Source organism: Ruegeria sp. CDSC025 (genome assembly GCF_059610805.1).
Window position 1 is genome coordinate 94,291 of sequence record NZ_JBXWOJ010000006.1, and the last position, 15,620, is coordinate 109,910.

The window sequence follows — 15,620 nt, forward strand, 5'->3', positions numbered from 1 at the left end:
TAACGGCAGGGCGTTCTGTGTAAAGGATCAGAAGCGGTGAACGTAGGATACGCCGACCAGCCAAGGATCGATTTCAGCGGTGCCGATATCGGTGCCGTTCAGTTTGACGTCCGAGTCGATATCGAACCAGCGAACGTTCAGACGAACAGCGCCTTTTTCGGTGACCATATAGTCCAGACCGGCCTGCAGTGCGAGGCCGACCGAGTTGTCGAGCTCGAGATCACCCAGGGCCGATTTTTCGTCGAAGAAGATGGTATAATTGATGCCCGCGCCGACATAGGGTTTCCAGACCGAGTTGGTCGGGAAGTGATAGTTCAGCGACAATGTGGGCGGCAGGTGTTTGACGGTCCCTGCGTCGAGGCTGCCACCCAGTGTGACCTCATGGCTGAACGGTGTGGCGGCCAGCAGCTCGATACCCAGATTATCCCGAACGAAATACTCGGCAGTAAAGATCGGGCGTGTGTCGGAATCGACATCTGCATCCAGCCCGGCGAGGGATCCATTGTCGGATTTCGGGTCGAGATAGCCGACACCGACACCAACGGTCCAGTCGCCCTGATTTTGGGCGAAAACGGGCGCAGCAAACGCGACGAGCGCGGTCGAAAGGGTCAAAGCGGCGAGTTTCTTGGTCATTTTACGGCCTTTGGATTTGTTGATGACCGGGTTTTGCATGAAGCAAAGCCCGCCGACTCTGATCTGCATCAAATTCCCGTGACCGTCTTTGGTGGCTCGATTCAGGAAAAACCTATAAAAACAAAGGGTTTCGGTAATGTGTCCCGCTGAAGGCATACCTGGTTTGCATCAGGGTGGGGGCTGGGACCTGCCGGACCGGTTGAACATGGCGCGGCAATGCTTGGAACAACCCCCAGAGCAGACGGCGATCATCGACCTGACCGGGGGTGAGGGCAAGGTCGTCTCGTTTGCACAACTCGGACGCTTGGCCGATGACATCGCACACGCCTTGCTCGATCGGGTGCGGCCTGGGGATCGCGTTGGAGTACTGCTCAGTCAGTCACCCGGCTGCGCGGCGGCGCATCTTGCGATCTGGAAGATCGGCGCGATTTCGGTGCCTTTGTTTAAATTGTTCAAACATGACGCGCTGGCCTCGCGTGTCGCGGATGCAGGGGCGCAACTGGTGTTGACAGACGCAGAGGGTGCTGCACTGCTGGGGGATCTTGCCGTACCGGTTCTGGTCGATCAGATAGCTCCGTCTGATGATCCGGTGCCCTTTGCGGATACCGGCCCCGAGGATCCGGCAGTTCTGATCTATACTTCCGGCACAACCGGCAGCGCCAAAGGCGCGCTGCATGGGCATCGGGTTTTGACCGGCCATTTGCCGGGGGTCTCGATCAGCCACAGCCATCTGCGCGAAGGTGACTGTCTGTGGACGCCCGCCGACTGGGCATGGATTGGCGGGTTGTTCGATGTGTTGATGCCAGGGCTGGCGCTGGGCATTCCGGTGGTCGCGGCCCGGCTCGAGAAATTCACCCCCGAGGCCTGTGCGGATGTGATCGCGCGCGGCGGGGTACGGAACGTGTTCTTTCCGCCTACCGCATTGCGGATGCTCAAGGCCACGGATCAGGCGATCCCCGGTCTGCGCTCGGTCGCTTCCGGAGGGGAGCCGCTAGGTGCCGAGATGTTGGAATGGGGGAAGCAGGCGTTCGGCCTGACGATCAACGAATTCTACGGCCAGACCGAATGCAACATGGTGGTGTCTTCCTGCGCTCAGGATTTTCCCGTGCGCCCGGGTTGCATCGGTAAACCGGTTCCGGGGCATGAAGTTGCAGTGATCGACCAGGATGGCCAGCCCACAGATCAAGAGGGCGACGTGGCCATCCGCCGAGGCTCGGCCTCGATGCTGCTGGAATACTGGAATCGACCTGAGGCCACGGCCGAGAAGTTCCGAGGCGACTGGCTGATCACTGGGGATCGCGGCGTGTGGGAGGGGGATTATCTGCGCTTCGTCGGTCGCGACGATGACGTGATCACCTCGGCCGGTTACCGCATCGGTCCGGCCGAGATCGAAGATTGCCTACTGACCCACCCGGCGGTGGCGACAGTGGGTGTGGTCGGCAAGCCCGATCCGTTGCGGACCGAAATCGTGAAGGCCTATGTCGTGTTGAAACCGGGAGCCACGGTTGCGGAGCGAGAGTTGCAGGATTGGGTCAAGGATCGTCTGGCGCAGTATTCCTACCCGCGCGAAGTGGCGTTTCTGGAGGAACTGCCGATGACTGTGACGGGGAAAGTGATCCGGAAGGAATTGAAGGCGCGGGCGGCGGGGGAAACTGAAACGCAGAAGAGGCCGAAATCATGAGTAAGATGTTTTGGCCGGGGTTGGTTGCACTGCTAATTTCCGCAGCGGCCCTTGAGGCGGACGAAAGCATGGGGCAAGCTTCGGAGCCGGTCATAGGTGTCGAAAATTGGTTGGATGGGTGTACGCAACTTAGCAAAACGACGGTGATGTCTGTTCCAAAAATGACGTTGGATATGGATTGTGTTGCATCTGCCTTGGATTATTGCACAAATAATCAGGAAAACTCCTACCAGGACATTTGCCACGAGATTTTAATTGAGCACATTCGTCTCAGAAGTGCAGAAATTTCGGGGTATTTACCAGCGAACCCAAACCTCAAGGGTTTCAAGCGCTCCTCTTATGCGAATGCGCGGCGACGAACTTCCGAAGATTTTCAAACGAAATGCGAAGCCGACATGTCTGAAAATGAATGCCTATTGTTAGATGCTACTATGAAGTGGCTGAACTTGCGATTGGCCGAACGGCTTTTGGAGGGTAAACACCAATGAAGCTCAATTCCAAAGCCATACCCACCTCTGAGGGTTTCAAAGCAAACCGCGCGGCTCATCTCGACGCGCTGGAGCAAATCTCTGCCGCTGCCGAAGCGGCCCGTCTGGGCGGAGGTGAGAAATCCCGCGCGCGGCATGAATCGCGGGGCAAGATGCTGCCGCGCCGTCGGGTGGCGAACCTGCTGGACCCGGGGTCCCCGTTTCTGGAAATCGGCGCGACGGCGGCGCATGGGATGTATGGTGATGCCGCGCCAAGTGCTGGTGTGATTGCGGGCATTGGCCGGGTGCAGGGGCGCGAGGTCATGGTGGTTTGCAACGACGCCACCGTGAAGGGCGGCACTTATTATCCGATGTCGGTCAAGAAACACCTGCGCGCGCAGGAGATTGCCGAGGAAAGCCAACTCCCCTGTATCTATCTGGTTGACAGCGGCGGGGCGAACCTGCCCAACCAGGACGAGGTCTTTCCCGACCGCGACCACTTTGGCCGCATCTTCTATAATCAGGCCCGAATGAGTGCCAAAGGAATCCCTCAGATCGCGGTGGTCATGGGTTCGTGTACGGCGGGCGGGGCCTATGTGCCCGCGATGTCGGATGTGACGATCATCGTCAAAGATCAGGGCACGATCTTTCTGGCCGGTCCGCCTTTGGTCAAGGCCGCGACCGGAGAGGTCGTCAGCGCCGAGGATTTGGGCGGTGGCGACGTCCATACCCGCCTGTCCGGCGTGGCCGATTACCTGGCTGAGGACGACGCCCACGCGCTGGCTTTGGCGCGGCAGGCGGTGGGATCTCTGAACCTGCGCAAACCGCAGACCGTGGATTGGGCCAGCCCCGAAGACCCGGCTTATGACCCCGAGGAAATTCTGGGCGTTGTTCCCGCCGACCTGCGCACGCCCTATGATATCCGCGAGGTGATCGCGCGGCTTGTCGATGGCTCGCGATTTGACGAATTCAAACCGCGCTTTGGTGAAACGCTTGTGACCGGGTTTGCCCATGTCAAAGGCTGCCCGGTTGGGATCATCGCCAACAACGGCGTGCTGTTTTCCGAGGCCGCCCAAAAGGGCGCGCATTTTGTTGAGCTGTGTTCGCAACGCAAAATCCCGCTGGTCTTCCTGCAAAATATCACCGGCTTTATGGTGGGCCGCAAATACGAAAACGAAGGCATTGCGCGGCACGGGGCAAAGATGGTGACAGCCGTTGCTACGACTTCGGTACCCAAGATCACCATGCTTGTCGGGGGCTCGTTCGGGGCCGGGAACTATGGCATGGCGGGGCGGGCCTATCAGCCCAGGTTCCTGTGGACTTGGCCGAACTCGCGTATTTCCGTAATGGGGGGCGAGCAAGCGGCGGGCGTGCTGGCCACCGTCAAACGAGACGGGATCGAGCGGCAGGGTGGCAGCTGGTCGGCTGAGGAAGAGATCGAATTCAAGCGCCCAACTTTGGATATGTTCGAGGAACAATCTCACCCCCTCTATGCCTCGGCGCGCCTATGGGATGATGGCATTATCGACCCGCGCAAAAGTCGCGATGTTCTGGCCTTGTCGCTGAGTGCCGCCCTGAATGCCCCGATTGAGGAGACACGTTTCGGCGTGTTCAGGATGTAAGATGAACGTTTCTTTGAATGATGTCATGGCCCGCTATCCGGGTGCTCAGACTTTCAAGTTTGGGGACAACGCAACGTTGAGCGCAGAACTTTTGGCCTTAGTGCGTGCAGGAAGGAAAACAGCGACCTGCGGTGCTTTGCGAGACTATCCCGAAGGCAGTGCGGATACTCCGGTCGTTGGGCGGCGCGATATCGCTTTGGACTGGGATGGTCGTCCCGCGCTGGTGATCGAAACGAATGAGGTAACGACCTGCCGATATTGCGATGTGACCGAGGATTTCGCGCTGGCCGAGGGCGAGAATGAGGCGCTTGAAGGATGGCGCGAAGATCACCGCCGGTATTTCGAGCGAAACGGCGGGTTTGATCCCGAAATGGAATTGCTCTGCGAGCGGTTCCGACTTGTCGAAGATCTCGGGGTTGAGGGATAAGCCATGTTCAATAAAATCCTGATTGCTAACCGAGGCGAGATTGCCTGTCGGGTGATGGAAACGGTTCAGAAAATGGGTGTGTCCTGTGTTGCAGTGTACTCGGACGCGGACGCCTCGGCCAAGCATGTGCGAATGGCGGATGAGGCGGTGCATATCGGTGGCGCGGCCCCGGCGGACAGCTATTTAAAGGGTGATGTGATCATTCAGGCAGCGCTGGATACGGGCGCGCAGGCGATTCATCCGGGCTATGGGTTTCTGTCTGAAAACCCCGGTTTCGTTGACGCGGTTGAGGCTGCGGGTCTGATCTTTATCGGGCCCTCGGCGGATGCGATCCGCAAGATGGGCCTCAAAGACGCGGCAAAAGTGTTGATGGAGCTGGCGGGCGTGCCCGTGGTTCCGGGTTATCACGGCGATAACCAAGACCCTGATCATCTGGCGGGCGCGGCCCAGACCATCGGATATCCAGTGCTGATCAAGGCCGTTGCGGGGGGCGGCGGCAAGGGGATGCGGCTGGTAGAGCACCCCGAAGACTTTACTGAGGCTCTAGACAGTGCGCGGGGAGAGGCGAAAACCGCCTTTGGCAACGATGCCGTTCTGGTCGAAAAATTCGTTTCCAAGCCCCGGCATATCGAGGTGCAGGTGTTCGGCGATGGCACCCAGGCGGTGCATCTGTTCGAACGCGATTGTTCGCTGCAGCGGCGGCACCAGAAGGTGATCGAAGAAGCTCCGGCGCCCGGAATGACGGTTGAAATGCGTGAGGCCATGGGGCAGGCGGGCGTGCGCGCCGCCGAGGCGATTGGCTACAAAGGCGCAGGTACGGTTGAGTTCATCGTTGATGCATCGGACGGGCTGCGCCCGGATCGGTTCTGGTTCATGGAGATGAACACGCGCTTGCAGGTGGAACACCCCGTGACCGAGGCGATTACCGGCGTTGATCTGGTCGAATGGCAGTTGCGAGTCGCCTCGGGTGAGGCGTTGCCAAAAACGCAGGATGACCTGACGATCAACGGGCATGCGTTCGAAGCCCGGCTTTACGCCGAGGACGTGCCCAAAGGGTTTTTGCCCGCAACAGGTACGCTGACACATCTGCGCTTTCCTGCGGAATGCCGCGCCGATAGCGGAGTGCGGTCCGGCGATACAATCAGCCCCTGGTACGATCCGATGATTGCCAAGGTCGTGGTGCATGGCCCGACGCGTGCAGTGGCGCTGGAAAACCTGCACCGGGTTCTTCGGCGGACCGAGGTTGCCGGGACGGTCACGAATCTCTCGTTTCTTGGCGCGCTGACCCGGCACCCCGGATTTGTGGCGGGCGATGTCGATACCGGGCTGATCGGTCGGGATATCGACGGGCTGGTCCGAACTTCTGATGCGCGCGCGGGCTTGATTGTTGCAGCAGCCATGACGGCGCTTGATCTGGTCGAGACCGGGCCCGACACGGGTTTCAGCCTGTGGGCGCCGCTGCACCGGGCCGTCCAGTTGAAGTACGATAGCGAGCTCATTGATCTAGACGTACAGGTCGAAGGACCTGACCGGCAGGTCTGGCAGATCAAGGACACAACGGTTCTGGCGCAACGGCGCAATGGAGGCTGGTACATTGATGATCGCCCGATGCCGCCCGTGGCACTGGCTGGTGCGACAATCACAGTATTCGATGACTATGGGCAAGTGTTTGAGCATGTCGATCCGCTGGATCGCGATGCAAGCGCCTTGGGCGATACCAATGTGATCGAGGCGCCGATGCCCGGTCTGGTCAAGGCCATGTTCGCCACCGTAGGGCAAGCCGTTTCAGAAGGTGATCGACTGGCCATTCTGGAAGCGATGAAAATGGAACATTCCTTGCTGGCTGCCCGTGATGGCGTGATCGCCGAGGTGCTGGCCGAAACGGGCGCTCAGGTCGAGGCCGGCGCGGCGCTGGTCCGGCTGGAGGAGGAATGATCTGTCCCGCTGCGCCGCAACGTGGCACAGTCGGGACAACACGGCATAACGGGAGGCGAAAGCTATGGGTGAACGGGTCGACATTTTTGAAGTAGGGCCACGTGATGGGCTGCAGAACGAACAGCGGGAAATTCCTGTTGCCGAGAAGGTCGCTCTGATCGATTGCCTGAGCAAGGCGGGCTTCAATCGGATCGAAGTTGCCAGTTTTGTGTCTCCGAAATGGGTGCCCCAGATGGCTGGCAGTGCCGATGTTCTGGCCGGGATCCAGCGGGTTGGTAAGGTGCGCTATGCGGCGCTGACGCCAAATATGCGCGGGTACGAGGACGCCTTGTCTGCCAAAGCGGATGAGATTGCCGTATTCGCGTCTGCCTCGGAAGGGTTCTCGAAGGCCAATCTCAACGCGACCATCGCCGAATCCATTGAGAGGTTCAAACCGATCCTAGAGGCTGCGCGCCATATTGACCTGCCAGTGCGCGGTTACGTGTCCTGCGTGACCGACTGCCCCTATGATGGTCCGACCCCACCCGAGAAGGTGGCCGAGATTGCGGACACACTATTTGCGCTGGGTTGCTATGAGGTATCGCTGGGAGATACGATCGGGCAGGGAACACCGGACACTATCGCCCATATGCTTCTGGCGGTGCGTGAGACGGTGCCTGTTACCCGCTTGGCGGGACATTTCCACGACACCAATGGTCGGGCCATCGACAATATCGACGCTGCATTGACGCTGGGCGTGCGGACATTTGACTCAGCAGTCGGGGGGCTGGGCGGTTGCCCCTATGCACCCGGCGCCGCAGGGAACGTGGCCACCGAAGCCGTGGTCGCGCATTTAGAGCGTCTTGGATATGAAACGGGACTTGATCTGGGGATCGTGGAACAAGCGGCACAAATGGCACTGGCCATGAGGGCGGAGTAGGCGATGTTTGAAACGATCTCGGTCACGGTTGATCCACGTGGCGTTGCAACCCTGACGCTGAACCGCCCGGAAAAGCATAATGCGATGTCCGCGCAGATGATCCGGGAACTGACACAAGCGGCAGTACAGTTGGGCAGCGATGGAACTGTGCGCGTCGTCGTTCTGACCGGAGCAGGCAAAAGCTTTTGTGCCGGTGGGGATCTGGGCTGGATGCAGGACCAGATGGCAGCGGATCCTCAGACACGCTTTGTCGAAGCACGCAAACTGGCCGAGATGTTGCAGGCGTTGAACGTGATGCCCAAACCGCTGATCGGAGCGTTACAGGGCAACGCCTTCGGTGGCGGCGTGGGCCTTGCCGCCGTCTGCGACGTGGCAGTAGGTGTCGAGACCCTCAAAATGGGCCTGACCGAGACGCGACTGGGTCTGATCCCGGCCACCATCGGCCCCTATGTTGTCGCTCGGATGGGGGCGGCACGTGCGCGGCGGGTCTTTATGTCGGCCCGATTGTTTGACGCGGCCGAGGCCGTCGATTTGGGCCTGTTGGCCAAAACGGTCTCAGCAGAAGATCTGGCGGACGCTGTCGAGGCCGAGGTTGAACCCTATTTGTCATGTGCGCCTGGTGCGGTGGCCTCGGCCAAGGCCTTGGTCCATAGTCTGGGGCCGCGTGTTGACGATCCCGTTATCGACCAAACGATCCGGGCGCTGGTTGCGCGCTGGGAAACTGACGAGGCGCATGAGGGAATCAGCGCATTCTTCGACAAGCGAAAACCTGTATGGAATAGTTAGGTTTACGTTCTGTCGGTCTGGGCGTTTCACGGATCGAAGTTCGGCTGGAATGAAACGGAATATTAGGGTGCCATGCGGTTGTGTTTGGTTGACCCTCTGACCCCGCGCGGATAGAGAATGTCCAGTCAACACGCTAATTGACGGCGCTCCCCTACGGGGCACGCGCAGGAAAGGAGCTATTCGTGGAAGACCTGCTGCGGGAGTACCTCCCGATCCTGGTGTTTCTGGTCGTCGCTGCGGGCCTTGGAATCGTCCTGATTCTTGCCGCTGTGGTGCTGGCCGTCCGCAATCCCGACCCGGAAAAGGTCAGCGCATACGAGTGCGGGTTCAACGCCTTCGACGATGCGCGCATGAAATTCGACGTTCGGTTTTACCTGGTTTCGATTCTCTTCATCATCTTCGATCTGGAAATCGCGTTTCTGTTTCCCTGGGCCGTCGGTTTCAAGGACATCAGCGATGTGGGCTTCTGGTCCATGATAGTATTCCTGGGCGTTCTGACCATCGGCTTTGCCTATGAATGGAAGAAAGGGGCCCTGGAATGGGAGTGATGACGGGTGCAAACACCGCTGGCGTCGATAAAGAAGTCGCCACCCAGGCCCTGAATGCCGAGCTGCAGGACAAAGGGTTCCTGCTAACTTCGACCGAGGATATCATCAATTGGGCGCGCACCGGGTCGTTGCACTGGATGACCTTCGGGCTGGCCTGTTGCGCAGTTGAGATGATGCATACCTCGATGCCGCGTTATGATGCAGAACGGTTTGGTATCGCGCCACGCGCGTCCCCACGTCAGTCGGATGTGATGATTGTGGCCGGAACGCTTACCAACAAAATGGCGCCTGCGCTGCGTAAGGTCTATGACCAGATGCCCGAGCCGCGCTATGTGATCTCGATGGGATCCTGCGCCAACGGCGGCGGGTATTACCATTATTCCTATTCTGTTGTGCGCGGCTGTGACCGCATTGTGCCGGTCGATATCTACGTGCCCGGTTGCCCTCCGACGGCTGAGGCGCTGTTGTATGGTCTGATGCAGCTGCAGCGCAAAATCCGCCGCACCGGCACCATTGTACGCTGAGGAGAGGGCAATGAGCGAAGCACTCAAAGAACTCGGCGCGCAGCTGGAACTCAAACGGACCGATTGCGTTCTGTCCTGGGATGTCACCCATGATGAGTTGAACGTGGACGTGGCCCCGTCGAACCTTGTGGAATTTATCGAATTTCTGAAGGGCGATGCCAGTTGCAAGTTCTCGACCCTGGTGGACATCACAGCCGTTGACTATCCCGAGCGGGCCAAGCGGTTCGATGTGGTCTATCACTTCCTGTCGATGTACCAGAACCAGCGTATCCGCCTGCGCGTGTCGATCCGTGAGGATGACATGGTGCCGTCGATTGTCGACGTTCACCCTTCGGCCAACTGGTTCGAGCGCGAGGTGTTCGATATGTTCGGCATCCTTTTCTCGGGCCATCCTGATCTGCGGCGAATCCTGACCGACTATGGCTTTCGTGGCTATCCGCTGCGCAAGGATTTCCCGACCACCGGTTATACCGAGGTCCGTTATGACGAGGCGCAAAAGCGTGTGGTCTATGAGCCGGTCAATCTGGTGCAGGAATACCGTCAGTTTGATTTCATGTCTCCGTGGGAGGGTGCGAATTACATCCTGCCCGGCGATGAGAAACAGGAGAGCGAATAATGGGTGGCATTTGGTGGCTGATCCTATCTGCACTGACCATCATCCCGATGGTGAAGATTTTGCCGTTCTTCGGGATTAACAAATACTGGTGCCTGCTCTGTCTGATCCCCTTTGGCACGATCGCGTTGCTGTGGTGGGTCGGGCTGAAACTGCAAGAGCTGGAGCGCCGCTGAGATGATGATGCTGGGGGAACTGATCGTGCTGGGTGCGCTGGGGGTCCTTCTGGCGGGGGCTGCAGCCAAGGCGGCCGAGGCCGAAAAGGTCCGGGTTCGGGCTGATGCAAAAAAGAATAAGCGGGGGCGTTGATGGACGGCTCAAGATATGATGACGGCAGCACGGACGCGCTGAGCGGAGAACAGAAGATCCGCAATTTCAACATTAACTTTGGCCCGCAACACCCTGCGGCGCACGGGGTTTTGCGGCTTGTGCTTGAGCTGGATGGCGAGATTGTTGAGCGTTGCGACCCGCATATCGGTTTGTTGCACCGTGGCACCGAAAAGCTGATGGAAAGCCGGACGTATCTGCAGAACCTGCCGTATTTCGATCGTCTCGACTACGTTGCGCCGATGAACCAGGAACATGCCTGGTGTCTGGCCATTGAAAAGCTGACCGGAGTTGAGGTGCCGCGCCGAGGTTCTCTGATCCGGGTGCTGTATTCCGAGATCGGGCGCATCCTGAACCACTTGCTGAACGTGACCACGCAGGCGATGGATGTGGGGGCGCTGACCCCGCCGCTCTGGGGGTTTGAAGAGCGCGAAAAGCTGATGGTGTTCTATGAGCGGGCATGCGGTGCCCGCCTGCACGCGGCCTATTTCCGCCCCGGCGGCGTACATCAGGACCTGCCGCCGGAACTGCTGGACGATATCGAGACGTGGAGCCACGAATTCCCCACCATTCTCGACGATATTGACGGTCTGCTGACCGAGAACCGCATCTTCAAACAGCGCAACGCCGATATTGGCGTGGTGACCGAGGATGACATCCAGAAATACGGTTTCTCGGGTGTCATGGTACGCGGATCGGGGCTGGCCTGGGATTTGCGCCGCGCGCAGCCCTATGAATGCTATGACGAATTCGAGTTCCAGATTCCGGTCGGCAAGAACGGCGACTGCTATGACCGCTATCTCTGCCGCATGGAAGAGATGCGCCAGTCCTTGCTGATCATCCGTCAGGCCATCGCCAAAATCCGCGAATGCCCCGGAGATGTGCTGGCCCGCGGCAAGATCACCCCGCCGAAACGCTCGGATATGAAAACCTCGATGGAAAGCCTGATCCATCACTTCAAGCTGTATACCGAAGGCTTCCACGTGCCCGCGGGCGAGGTCTATGCCGCCGTCGAGGCCCCGAAGGGTGAGTTCGGCGTCTATCTGGTCGCCGATGGCACCAACAAGCCTTACAGGGCCAAACTGCGCGCGCCGGGCTTCCTGCACCTGCAAGCCATGGATCACATCGCCGGAGGCCACCAACTGGCCGACGTCGCCGCGATTATTGGGACCATGGATGTCGTGTTCGGGGAGATTGACCGGTGAAGAAAGCGCATCTTGTTGGATCAGGAGCATTAGTTGTCGTGCTTGCATTCGCGATGCCAGTTCTTCGTGGTCCGACTGAGCACTTTGAACGTTCAATGATTTGTAACTTCAAAAAAGACGCATTGGCCGAACCTAACGCCCGAAGCGGTTGGGGCAATTCCGACTGCTATATAAAAGAGCAGGTGGACAACTGGTACTACATCGTTGGGGAGTATGGCTGGTCTTTAGGTTCCACTAATCATTCAGAAGCGATAGATGCACCGACTTTGCTCGTCAAAATTCGATCGGGGGAAACATCGATGAGCCGAGAATATGCGAATTTCTGCGAAGGAATTTTCATTTCGACACTGAACAACAACCGAGCTGAATTAGTTGGTATCATGGAAATCGATACTGCTGGTGGATTCTCGCTCTCCTGTCCTGCGGAGGAATCGTCGAATGCTGCGTAGGCTTCACCCCGAACAACCCGAGAACTTCACCTTCACTGCTGCCAACCGGCAATGGGCCGAAGCGCAGATCACCAAATACCCCGAAGGCCGTCAGGCCAGCGCGGTGATCCCTCTGCTGTGGCGCGCGCAAGAACAAGAGGGCTGGCTGAGCCGTCCGGCGATTGAATCCGTCGCTGACATGCTGGGCATGGCCTATATCCGCGTGCTCGAAGTCGCCTCGTTCTATTTCATGTTCCAGCTGCAGCCGGTTGGCTCGGTGGCGCATATTCAGGTGTGCGGGACCACGTCCTGCATGATCTGCGGGGCCGAGGATTTAATTGCGGTCTGCAAGGACAAGATCGCCGCCAAGCCGCATGCTTTGTCCGCCGATGGCAAGCTGAGCTGGGAAGAGGTCGAATGCCTTGGCTCTTGCACCAACGCGCCAATGGCGCAGATCGGCAAGGACTATTACGAAGACCTGACCGCCGAGGGTTTTGGCAAGATCATCGACGATCTGGCCGCTGGCAAGGTGCCGACACCGGGCCCTCAGAACGGGCGCTATGCGGCAGAGCCTTTGAAGGGGCTGACCAGCCTGTCAGAATATGACAGCGGCCGAACCCAGTATAACGCCAGCGTTCAGTTGGCGACTGATCTGGGGGATACCGTCAAGCGCATCGACGGGACCGAGGTTCCGATCCTGACGCCATGGCTGGGCAAGGATGGCAAGGCGGCGGCGACAAAGGCTGCTCCGAATCCTCCCAAGGCCCCCGCACCGGCCAAACCCGCGGTGAAACAAGCGGCTGAGGCGAAGGCGGTCAAAGAAGACCAGCCCGACACGCTTTCGGGTGCGCGGGACGGCAAGTCGGACGATCTGAAGCTGCTTAAAGGTGTCGGGCCTAAGCTTGAGAAGACGCTGAACGAGCTGGGCTTCTATCATTATGATCAGATCGCCAAATGGACGCCTGAGCAGGTTGCCTGGGTTGATGCGCGGCTGAAGTTCAAAGGCCGGATCGAGAGAGACGGCTGGATTGATCAGGCCACCAAGCTGGCGGCGGGTGAAGAAACCGAGTTCGCCAAGCGGGCCAAGGACGACGGTACATACGAAGACTAGGATGTGTGCCCGCTCTGGGCATTTAGGACAAGATGGACAAGGACAAGGAACAGGCCATGGCCCGCAAGGGTCGACATATCGGAGTGGTCATCGCCGTGACCATGCTGATCTGGCTTGCCATGACGATGTTCATTGGCCCTGCGATGGAACTGCCGGGACGCTATGCGCTGTTGTTTGATTTTGCCGCGCTGGCCGGTTTCATCTATGCGGGCGTCAACATATTTCAACTCTGGCGCATGCGTCAGGACAGCTGAAGGTAATACATGATGCTGAAGGATCAGGACAGGATCTTTACCAACATCTACGGGATGCACGAGCGTACTTTGCGCGGTGCACAGACCCGGGGGCATTGGGACGGCACTGCTGGCCTGATCGGCAACGGGCGCGACTGGATCATCCAGACGATGAAGGATTCAGGGCTGCGCGGCCGGGGCGGCGCGGGTTTTCCAACCGGTCTGAAGTGGTCCTTCATGCCCAAGGAAAGTGACGGTCGCCCGTCCTATCTGGTGGTGAACGCGGATGAATCCGAGCCTGGCACCTGCAAAGACCGTGAAATCATGCGCCACGATCCGCATACGCTGATCGAAGGCTGCCTGATAGCCTCTTTCGCGATGAATGCGCATACTTGCTATATCTACCTGCGCGGGGAATACATCCGCGAGCGTGAGGCGCTGCAGGCCGCGATTGACGAAGCCTATGACGCCGGTTTGTTGGGCAAGAACGCCGCTGGGTCAGGCTGGGATTTCGACTTGTTTCTGCATCACGGGGCGGGCGCCTATATCTGTGGTGAAGAAACTGCCCTGATCGAAAGCCTTGAGGGCAAAAAGGGCATGCCGCGGATGAAGCCACCGTTCCCGGCGGGCGCAGGTCTGTATGGGTGCCCGACCACGGTGAACAATGTGGAATCCATTGCGGTAGTGCCGACGATCTTGCGTCGCGGGGCCGACTGGTTCGCAGGCTTTGGCCGTCAGAACAATGCAGGCACCAAGCTGTTTGCGATCTCGGGCCATGTGAACAACCCCTGTGTGGTCGAAGAGGCAATGTCGATCCCGTTTGAACAGCTGATCGAAACCCATTGCGGCGGCATTCGCGGCGGCTGGGACAATTTGCTGGCGGTTATTCCGGGTGGTTCGTCGGTGCCCTGTGTGCGCGGTGAGAATATGCGCGACGCGATCATGGACTTTGACCACCTGCGCAACGATCTGGGCTCGGGCCTGGGTACGGCTGCGGTGATCGTGATGGATAAATCCACAGATATAATCAAAGCGATCTGGCGATTGTCGAAGTTTTACAAACATGAAAGCTGCGGTCAGTGCACGCCGTGTCGCGAAGGCACCGGATGGATGATGCGCGTCATGGACCGCCTTGTGCGCGGTGAGGCCGAGTTGGAAGAGATCGACATGCTGTTTGACGTGACCAAACAGGTGGAAGGCCACACGATCTGTGCCCTCGGTGATGCGGCAGCCTGGCCAATCCAGGGCCTGATCCGCAATTTCCGGGAAGAAATCGAAGACCGCATCAAGGCCCAGAAATCGGGCCGCACGGGTGCGATGGCAGCGGAGTGATTCAAATGGAAGTATTTTCGGACTATGGCCATGCACTTGCATCGGTGATGATCTTCACCCTCGTCGTCCTGTTCCTAGCCCCATTTTCGGCAATGGCCAAACAGGGTAAGGGGCTGGCGCCAGGCGCCACGCCCGAGCAAGATTATTCAGACAGGGCCTATCGGTTGAACCGTGCCTATCTGAACGGCACTGAAACGCTTCCTGCTTTTGCGGCTGTGACGATAGCGGCAATTTTGTTGGGGGTCAGCCCGTTTTGGGTAAACTTGCTCGCCTCCGTGGCACTGGTTTCGCGTCTGGCAATGCTGTTTGTTCATCTGCGTGGACTGGGTAAGCCGAACTCTGGCTTGCGCTCGGTTCTTTACGTGGTTGCCTGGCTTTGCATGTTCGTGATGGGGATCATGGCATTGGTGGCGGCGTTTTAATGATTGAACGAACTGTTGATCTTGTGACCAGAACCAAGAATGTTTCCCTCATCGGCGCAGTTTTACTGCTGGTGGCGGTTTCGGCCTGCGGGCTGGTTAAGCCTTCGGAAGATCGTATTCTATTCGATGGCAAGTCGTTCAGAGCCAAAGCAAAGCACATCAACAAAAAAGCGTCTCCTTCGGATTTCACCGTTGTGATCAAAGGAGTATCTGCCTCATTGGATGGTGCGCGCGAGGCTGGCCGTTATGAGGGCACTAAGTTTTGCATCGCGAATTTCGGATCCTCCAGGATCGACTGGAAGGTCGGGCCGGATACCGAACCACAAAACCTTCAGATCAACGATGACAGACTAACCTTTGCCGGGAGCTGCCGCCGTCCATGAAGCGGGTTTTTGCATATCACGCCG

General features: G+C 58.6%; 20 protein-coding genes. 19 read left to right on the forward strand and 1 reads right to left on the reverse strand.

What is annotated here, in order from left to right; all coding sequences use genetic code 11:
* Positions 1-27: 27 nt before the first annotated feature.
* On the reverse strand, positions 28-633 hold the full coding sequence (locus AC2FH8_RS10780; RefSeq protein WP_271950306.1) for an OmpW/AlkL family protein: 606 nt from the start codon (positions 631-633) through the stop codon (positions 28-30).
* Between the two features lie 136 nt (positions 634-769).
* On the opposite strand from AC2FH8_RS10780, the gene AC2FH8_RS10785 reads away from it, so the two are divergent.
* The 19 genes from AC2FH8_RS10785 to AC2FH8_RS10875 all read left to right on the forward strand — a co-directional run bounded on the left by AC2FH8_RS10785 (position 770) and on the right by AC2FH8_RS10875 (position 15,596).
* Entirely contained in the window at positions 770-2,314 is a 1,545-nt protein-coding gene (locus AC2FH8_RS10785; protein WP_496689744.1) for an AMP-binding protein, read from the forward strand.
* Positions 2,311-2,802 carry a hypothetical protein gene (locus AC2FH8_RS10790; protein WP_496689745.1) on the forward strand — a complete coding sequence of 164 codons (492 nt, stop codon included), beginning with the start codon at positions 2,311-2,313 and terminating at the stop codon, positions 2,800-2,802. The genes AC2FH8_RS10785 and AC2FH8_RS10790 overlap by 4 nt, the downstream gene beginning before the upstream one ends.
* The gene (locus tag AC2FH8_RS10795) at positions 2,799-4,403 is read left to right on the forward strand and encodes a carboxyl transferase domain-containing protein (RefSeq protein ID WP_496689746.1); all 1,605 of its coding nucleotides are present in this window, start codon (positions 2,799-2,801) and stop codon (positions 4,401-4,403) included. Before AC2FH8_RS10790 ends, AC2FH8_RS10795 begins: the two co-directional genes overlap by 4 nt.
* 1 nt (position 4,404) lies before the next feature.
* Positions 4,405-4,830: an ASCH domain-containing protein gene (locus AC2FH8_RS10800; RefSeq protein ID WP_142634907.1), complete on the forward strand. Its 426-nt coding sequence runs from the start codon at positions 4,405-4,407 to the stop codon at positions 4,828-4,830.
* A 3-nt stretch (positions 4,831-4,833) separates the two neighbouring features.
* Positions 4,834-6,765, forward strand: a complete 1,932-nt coding sequence (locus AC2FH8_RS10805) for an acetyl/propionyl/methylcrotonyl-CoA carboxylase subunit alpha (protein WP_496689747.1) — start codon at positions 4,834-4,836, stop codon at positions 6,763-6,765.
* A gap of 64 nt (positions 6,766-6,829) precedes the next feature.
* On the forward strand, positions 6,830-7,684 hold the full coding sequence (locus AC2FH8_RS10810) for a hydroxymethylglutaryl-CoA lyase (RefSeq protein ID WP_496689748.1): 855 nt from the start codon (positions 6,830-6,832) through the stop codon (positions 7,682-7,684).
* 3 nt (positions 7,685-7,687) lie between these two features.
* Positions 7,688-8,470 (forward strand): crotonase/enoyl-CoA hydratase family protein, encoded by a 783-nt coding sequence (locus tag AC2FH8_RS10815; protein ID WP_496689749.1) that lies wholly within the window; start codon positions 7,688-7,690, stop codon positions 8,468-8,470.
* A gap of 182 nt (positions 8,471-8,652) precedes the next feature.
* Positions 8,653-9,018 carry an NADH-quinone oxidoreductase subunit A gene (locus AC2FH8_RS10820; protein ID WP_142634899.1) on the forward strand — a complete coding sequence of 122 codons (366 nt, stop codon included), beginning with the start codon at positions 8,653-8,655 and terminating at the stop codon, positions 9,016-9,018.
* Positions 9,009-9,542 (forward strand): NuoB/complex I 20 kDa subunit family protein, encoded by a 534-nt coding sequence (locus AC2FH8_RS10825; RefSeq protein WP_037307875.1) that lies wholly within the window; start codon positions 9,009-9,011, stop codon positions 9,540-9,542. Before AC2FH8_RS10820 ends, AC2FH8_RS10825 begins: the two co-directional genes overlap by 10 nt.
* A 10-nt stretch (positions 9,543-9,552) precedes the next feature.
* Positions 9,553-10,158 carry an NADH-quinone oxidoreductase subunit C gene (locus tag AC2FH8_RS10830; RefSeq protein ID WP_271950203.1) on the forward strand — a complete coding sequence of 202 codons (606 nt, stop codon included), beginning with the start codon at positions 9,553-9,555 and terminating at the stop codon, positions 10,156-10,158.
* Entirely contained in the window at positions 10,158-10,331 is a 174-nt protein-coding gene (locus AC2FH8_RS10835) for a hypothetical protein (RefSeq protein WP_170433422.1), read from the forward strand. Before AC2FH8_RS10830 ends, AC2FH8_RS10835 begins: the two co-directional genes overlap by 1 nt.
* A gap of 7 nt (positions 10,332-10,338) precedes the next feature.
* The gene (locus AC2FH8_RS10840) at positions 10,339-10,464 is read left to right on the forward strand and encodes a hypothetical protein (protein ID WP_496689750.1); all 126 of its coding nucleotides are present in this window, start codon (positions 10,339-10,341) and stop codon (positions 10,462-10,464) included.
* Positions 10,464-11,687, forward strand: a complete 1,224-nt coding sequence (locus tag AC2FH8_RS10845) for an NADH-quinone oxidoreductase subunit D (RefSeq protein WP_496689751.1) — start codon at positions 10,464-10,466, stop codon at positions 11,685-11,687. The genes AC2FH8_RS10840 and AC2FH8_RS10845 overlap by 1 nt, the downstream gene beginning before the upstream one ends.
* Entirely contained in the window at positions 11,684-12,136 is a 453-nt protein-coding gene (locus AC2FH8_RS10850) for a hypothetical protein (protein ID WP_142634892.1), read from the forward strand. The genes AC2FH8_RS10845 and AC2FH8_RS10850 overlap by 4 nt, the downstream gene beginning before the upstream one ends.
* Positions 12,126-13,226 (forward strand): NADH-quinone oxidoreductase subunit NuoE, encoded by a 1,101-nt coding sequence (nuoE, locus tag AC2FH8_RS10855; RefSeq protein ID WP_496689752.1) that lies wholly within the window; start codon positions 12,126-12,128, stop codon positions 13,224-13,226. The genes AC2FH8_RS10850 and nuoE overlap by 11 nt, the downstream gene beginning before the upstream one ends.
* A 32-nt stretch (positions 13,227-13,258) precedes the next feature.
* On the forward strand, positions 13,259-13,480 hold the full coding sequence (locus tag AC2FH8_RS10860; RefSeq protein ID WP_271950193.1) for a DUF5337 domain-containing protein: 222 nt from the start codon (positions 13,259-13,261) through the stop codon (positions 13,478-13,480).
* A gap of 12 nt (positions 13,481-13,492) precedes the next feature.
* Positions 13,493-14,791 (forward strand): NADH-quinone oxidoreductase subunit NuoF, encoded by a 1,299-nt coding sequence (gene nuoF / locus AC2FH8_RS10865; protein ID WP_496689753.1) that lies wholly within the window; start codon positions 13,493-13,495, stop codon positions 14,789-14,791.
* 5 nt (positions 14,792-14,796) lie between these two features.
* Positions 14,797-15,213 (forward strand): MAPEG family protein, encoded by a 417-nt coding sequence (locus AC2FH8_RS10870; RefSeq protein WP_142634887.1) that lies wholly within the window; start codon positions 14,797-14,799, stop codon positions 15,211-15,213.
* A complete protein-coding gene (locus tag AC2FH8_RS10875) occupies positions 15,213-15,596 on the forward strand; it encodes a hypothetical protein (RefSeq protein ID WP_496689754.1) in 384 nt (127 codons plus the stop codon). Before AC2FH8_RS10870 ends, AC2FH8_RS10875 begins: the two co-directional genes overlap by 1 nt.
* The last annotated feature ends 24 nt before the right edge of the window (positions 15,597-15,620 follow it).

Bases quoted from the DNA above. Each gene is read 5' to 3' on its own strand.
- AC2FH8_RS10780 (WP_271950306.1), bottom strand. From the start codon at position 633: ATGACCAAGAAACTCGCCGCTTTGACCCTTTCGACCGCGCTCGTCGCG.
- AC2FH8_RS10785 (WP_496689744.1), top strand. From the start codon at position 770: ATGTGTCCCGCTGAAGGCATACCTGGTTTGCATCAGGGTGGGGGCTGG.
- AC2FH8_RS10790 (WP_496689745.1), top strand. From the start codon at position 2,311: ATGAGTAAGATGTTTTGGCCGGGGTTGGTTGCACTGCTAATTTCCGCA.
- AC2FH8_RS10795 (WP_496689746.1), top strand. From the start codon at position 2,799: ATGAAGCTCAATTCCAAAGCCATACCCACCTCTGAGGGTTTCAAAGCA.
- AC2FH8_RS10800 (WP_142634907.1), top strand. From the start codon at position 4,405: ATGAACGTTTCTTTGAATGATGTCATGGCCCGCTATCCGGGTGCTCAG.
- AC2FH8_RS10805 (WP_496689747.1), top strand. From the start codon at position 4,834: ATGTTCAATAAAATCCTGATTGCTAACCGAGGCGAGATTGCCTGTCGG.
- AC2FH8_RS10810 (WP_496689748.1), top strand. From the start codon at position 6,830: ATGGGTGAACGGGTCGACATTTTTGAAGTAGGGCCACGTGATGGGCTG.
- AC2FH8_RS10815 (WP_496689749.1), top strand. From the start codon at position 7,688: ATGTTTGAAACGATCTCGGTCACGGTTGATCCACGTGGCGTTGCAACC.
- AC2FH8_RS10825 (WP_037307875.1), top strand. From the start codon at position 9,009: ATGGGAGTGATGACGGGTGCAAACACCGCTGGCGTCGATAAAGAAGTC.
- AC2FH8_RS10830 (WP_271950203.1), top strand. From the start codon at position 9,553: ATGAGCGAAGCACTCAAAGAACTCGGCGCGCAGCTGGAACTCAAACGG.
- AC2FH8_RS10835 (WP_170433422.1), top strand. From the start codon at position 10,158: ATGGGTGGCATTTGGTGGCTGATCCTATCTGCACTGACCATCATCCCG.
- AC2FH8_RS10840 (WP_496689750.1), top strand. From the start codon at position 10,339: ATGCTGGGGGAACTGATCGTGCTGGGTGCGCTGGGGGTCCTTCTGGCG.
- AC2FH8_RS10845 (WP_496689751.1), top strand. From the start codon at position 10,464: ATGGACGGCTCAAGATATGATGACGGCAGCACGGACGCGCTGAGCGGA.
- nuoE (WP_496689752.1), top strand. From the start codon at position 12,126: ATGCTGCGTAGGCTTCACCCCGAACAACCCGAGAACTTCACCTTCACT.
- AC2FH8_RS10860 (WP_271950193.1), top strand. From the start codon at position 13,259: ATGGACAAGGACAAGGAACAGGCCATGGCCCGCAAGGGTCGACATATC.
- nuoF (WP_496689753.1), top strand. From the start codon at position 13,493: ATGCTGAAGGATCAGGACAGGATCTTTACCAACATCTACGGGATGCAC.
- AC2FH8_RS10870 (WP_142634887.1), top strand. From the start codon at position 14,797: ATGGAAGTATTTTCGGACTATGGCCATGCACTTGCATCGGTGATGATC.
- AC2FH8_RS10875 (WP_496689754.1), top strand. From the start codon at position 15,213: ATGATTGAACGAACTGTTGATCTTGTGACCAGAACCAAGAATGTTTCC.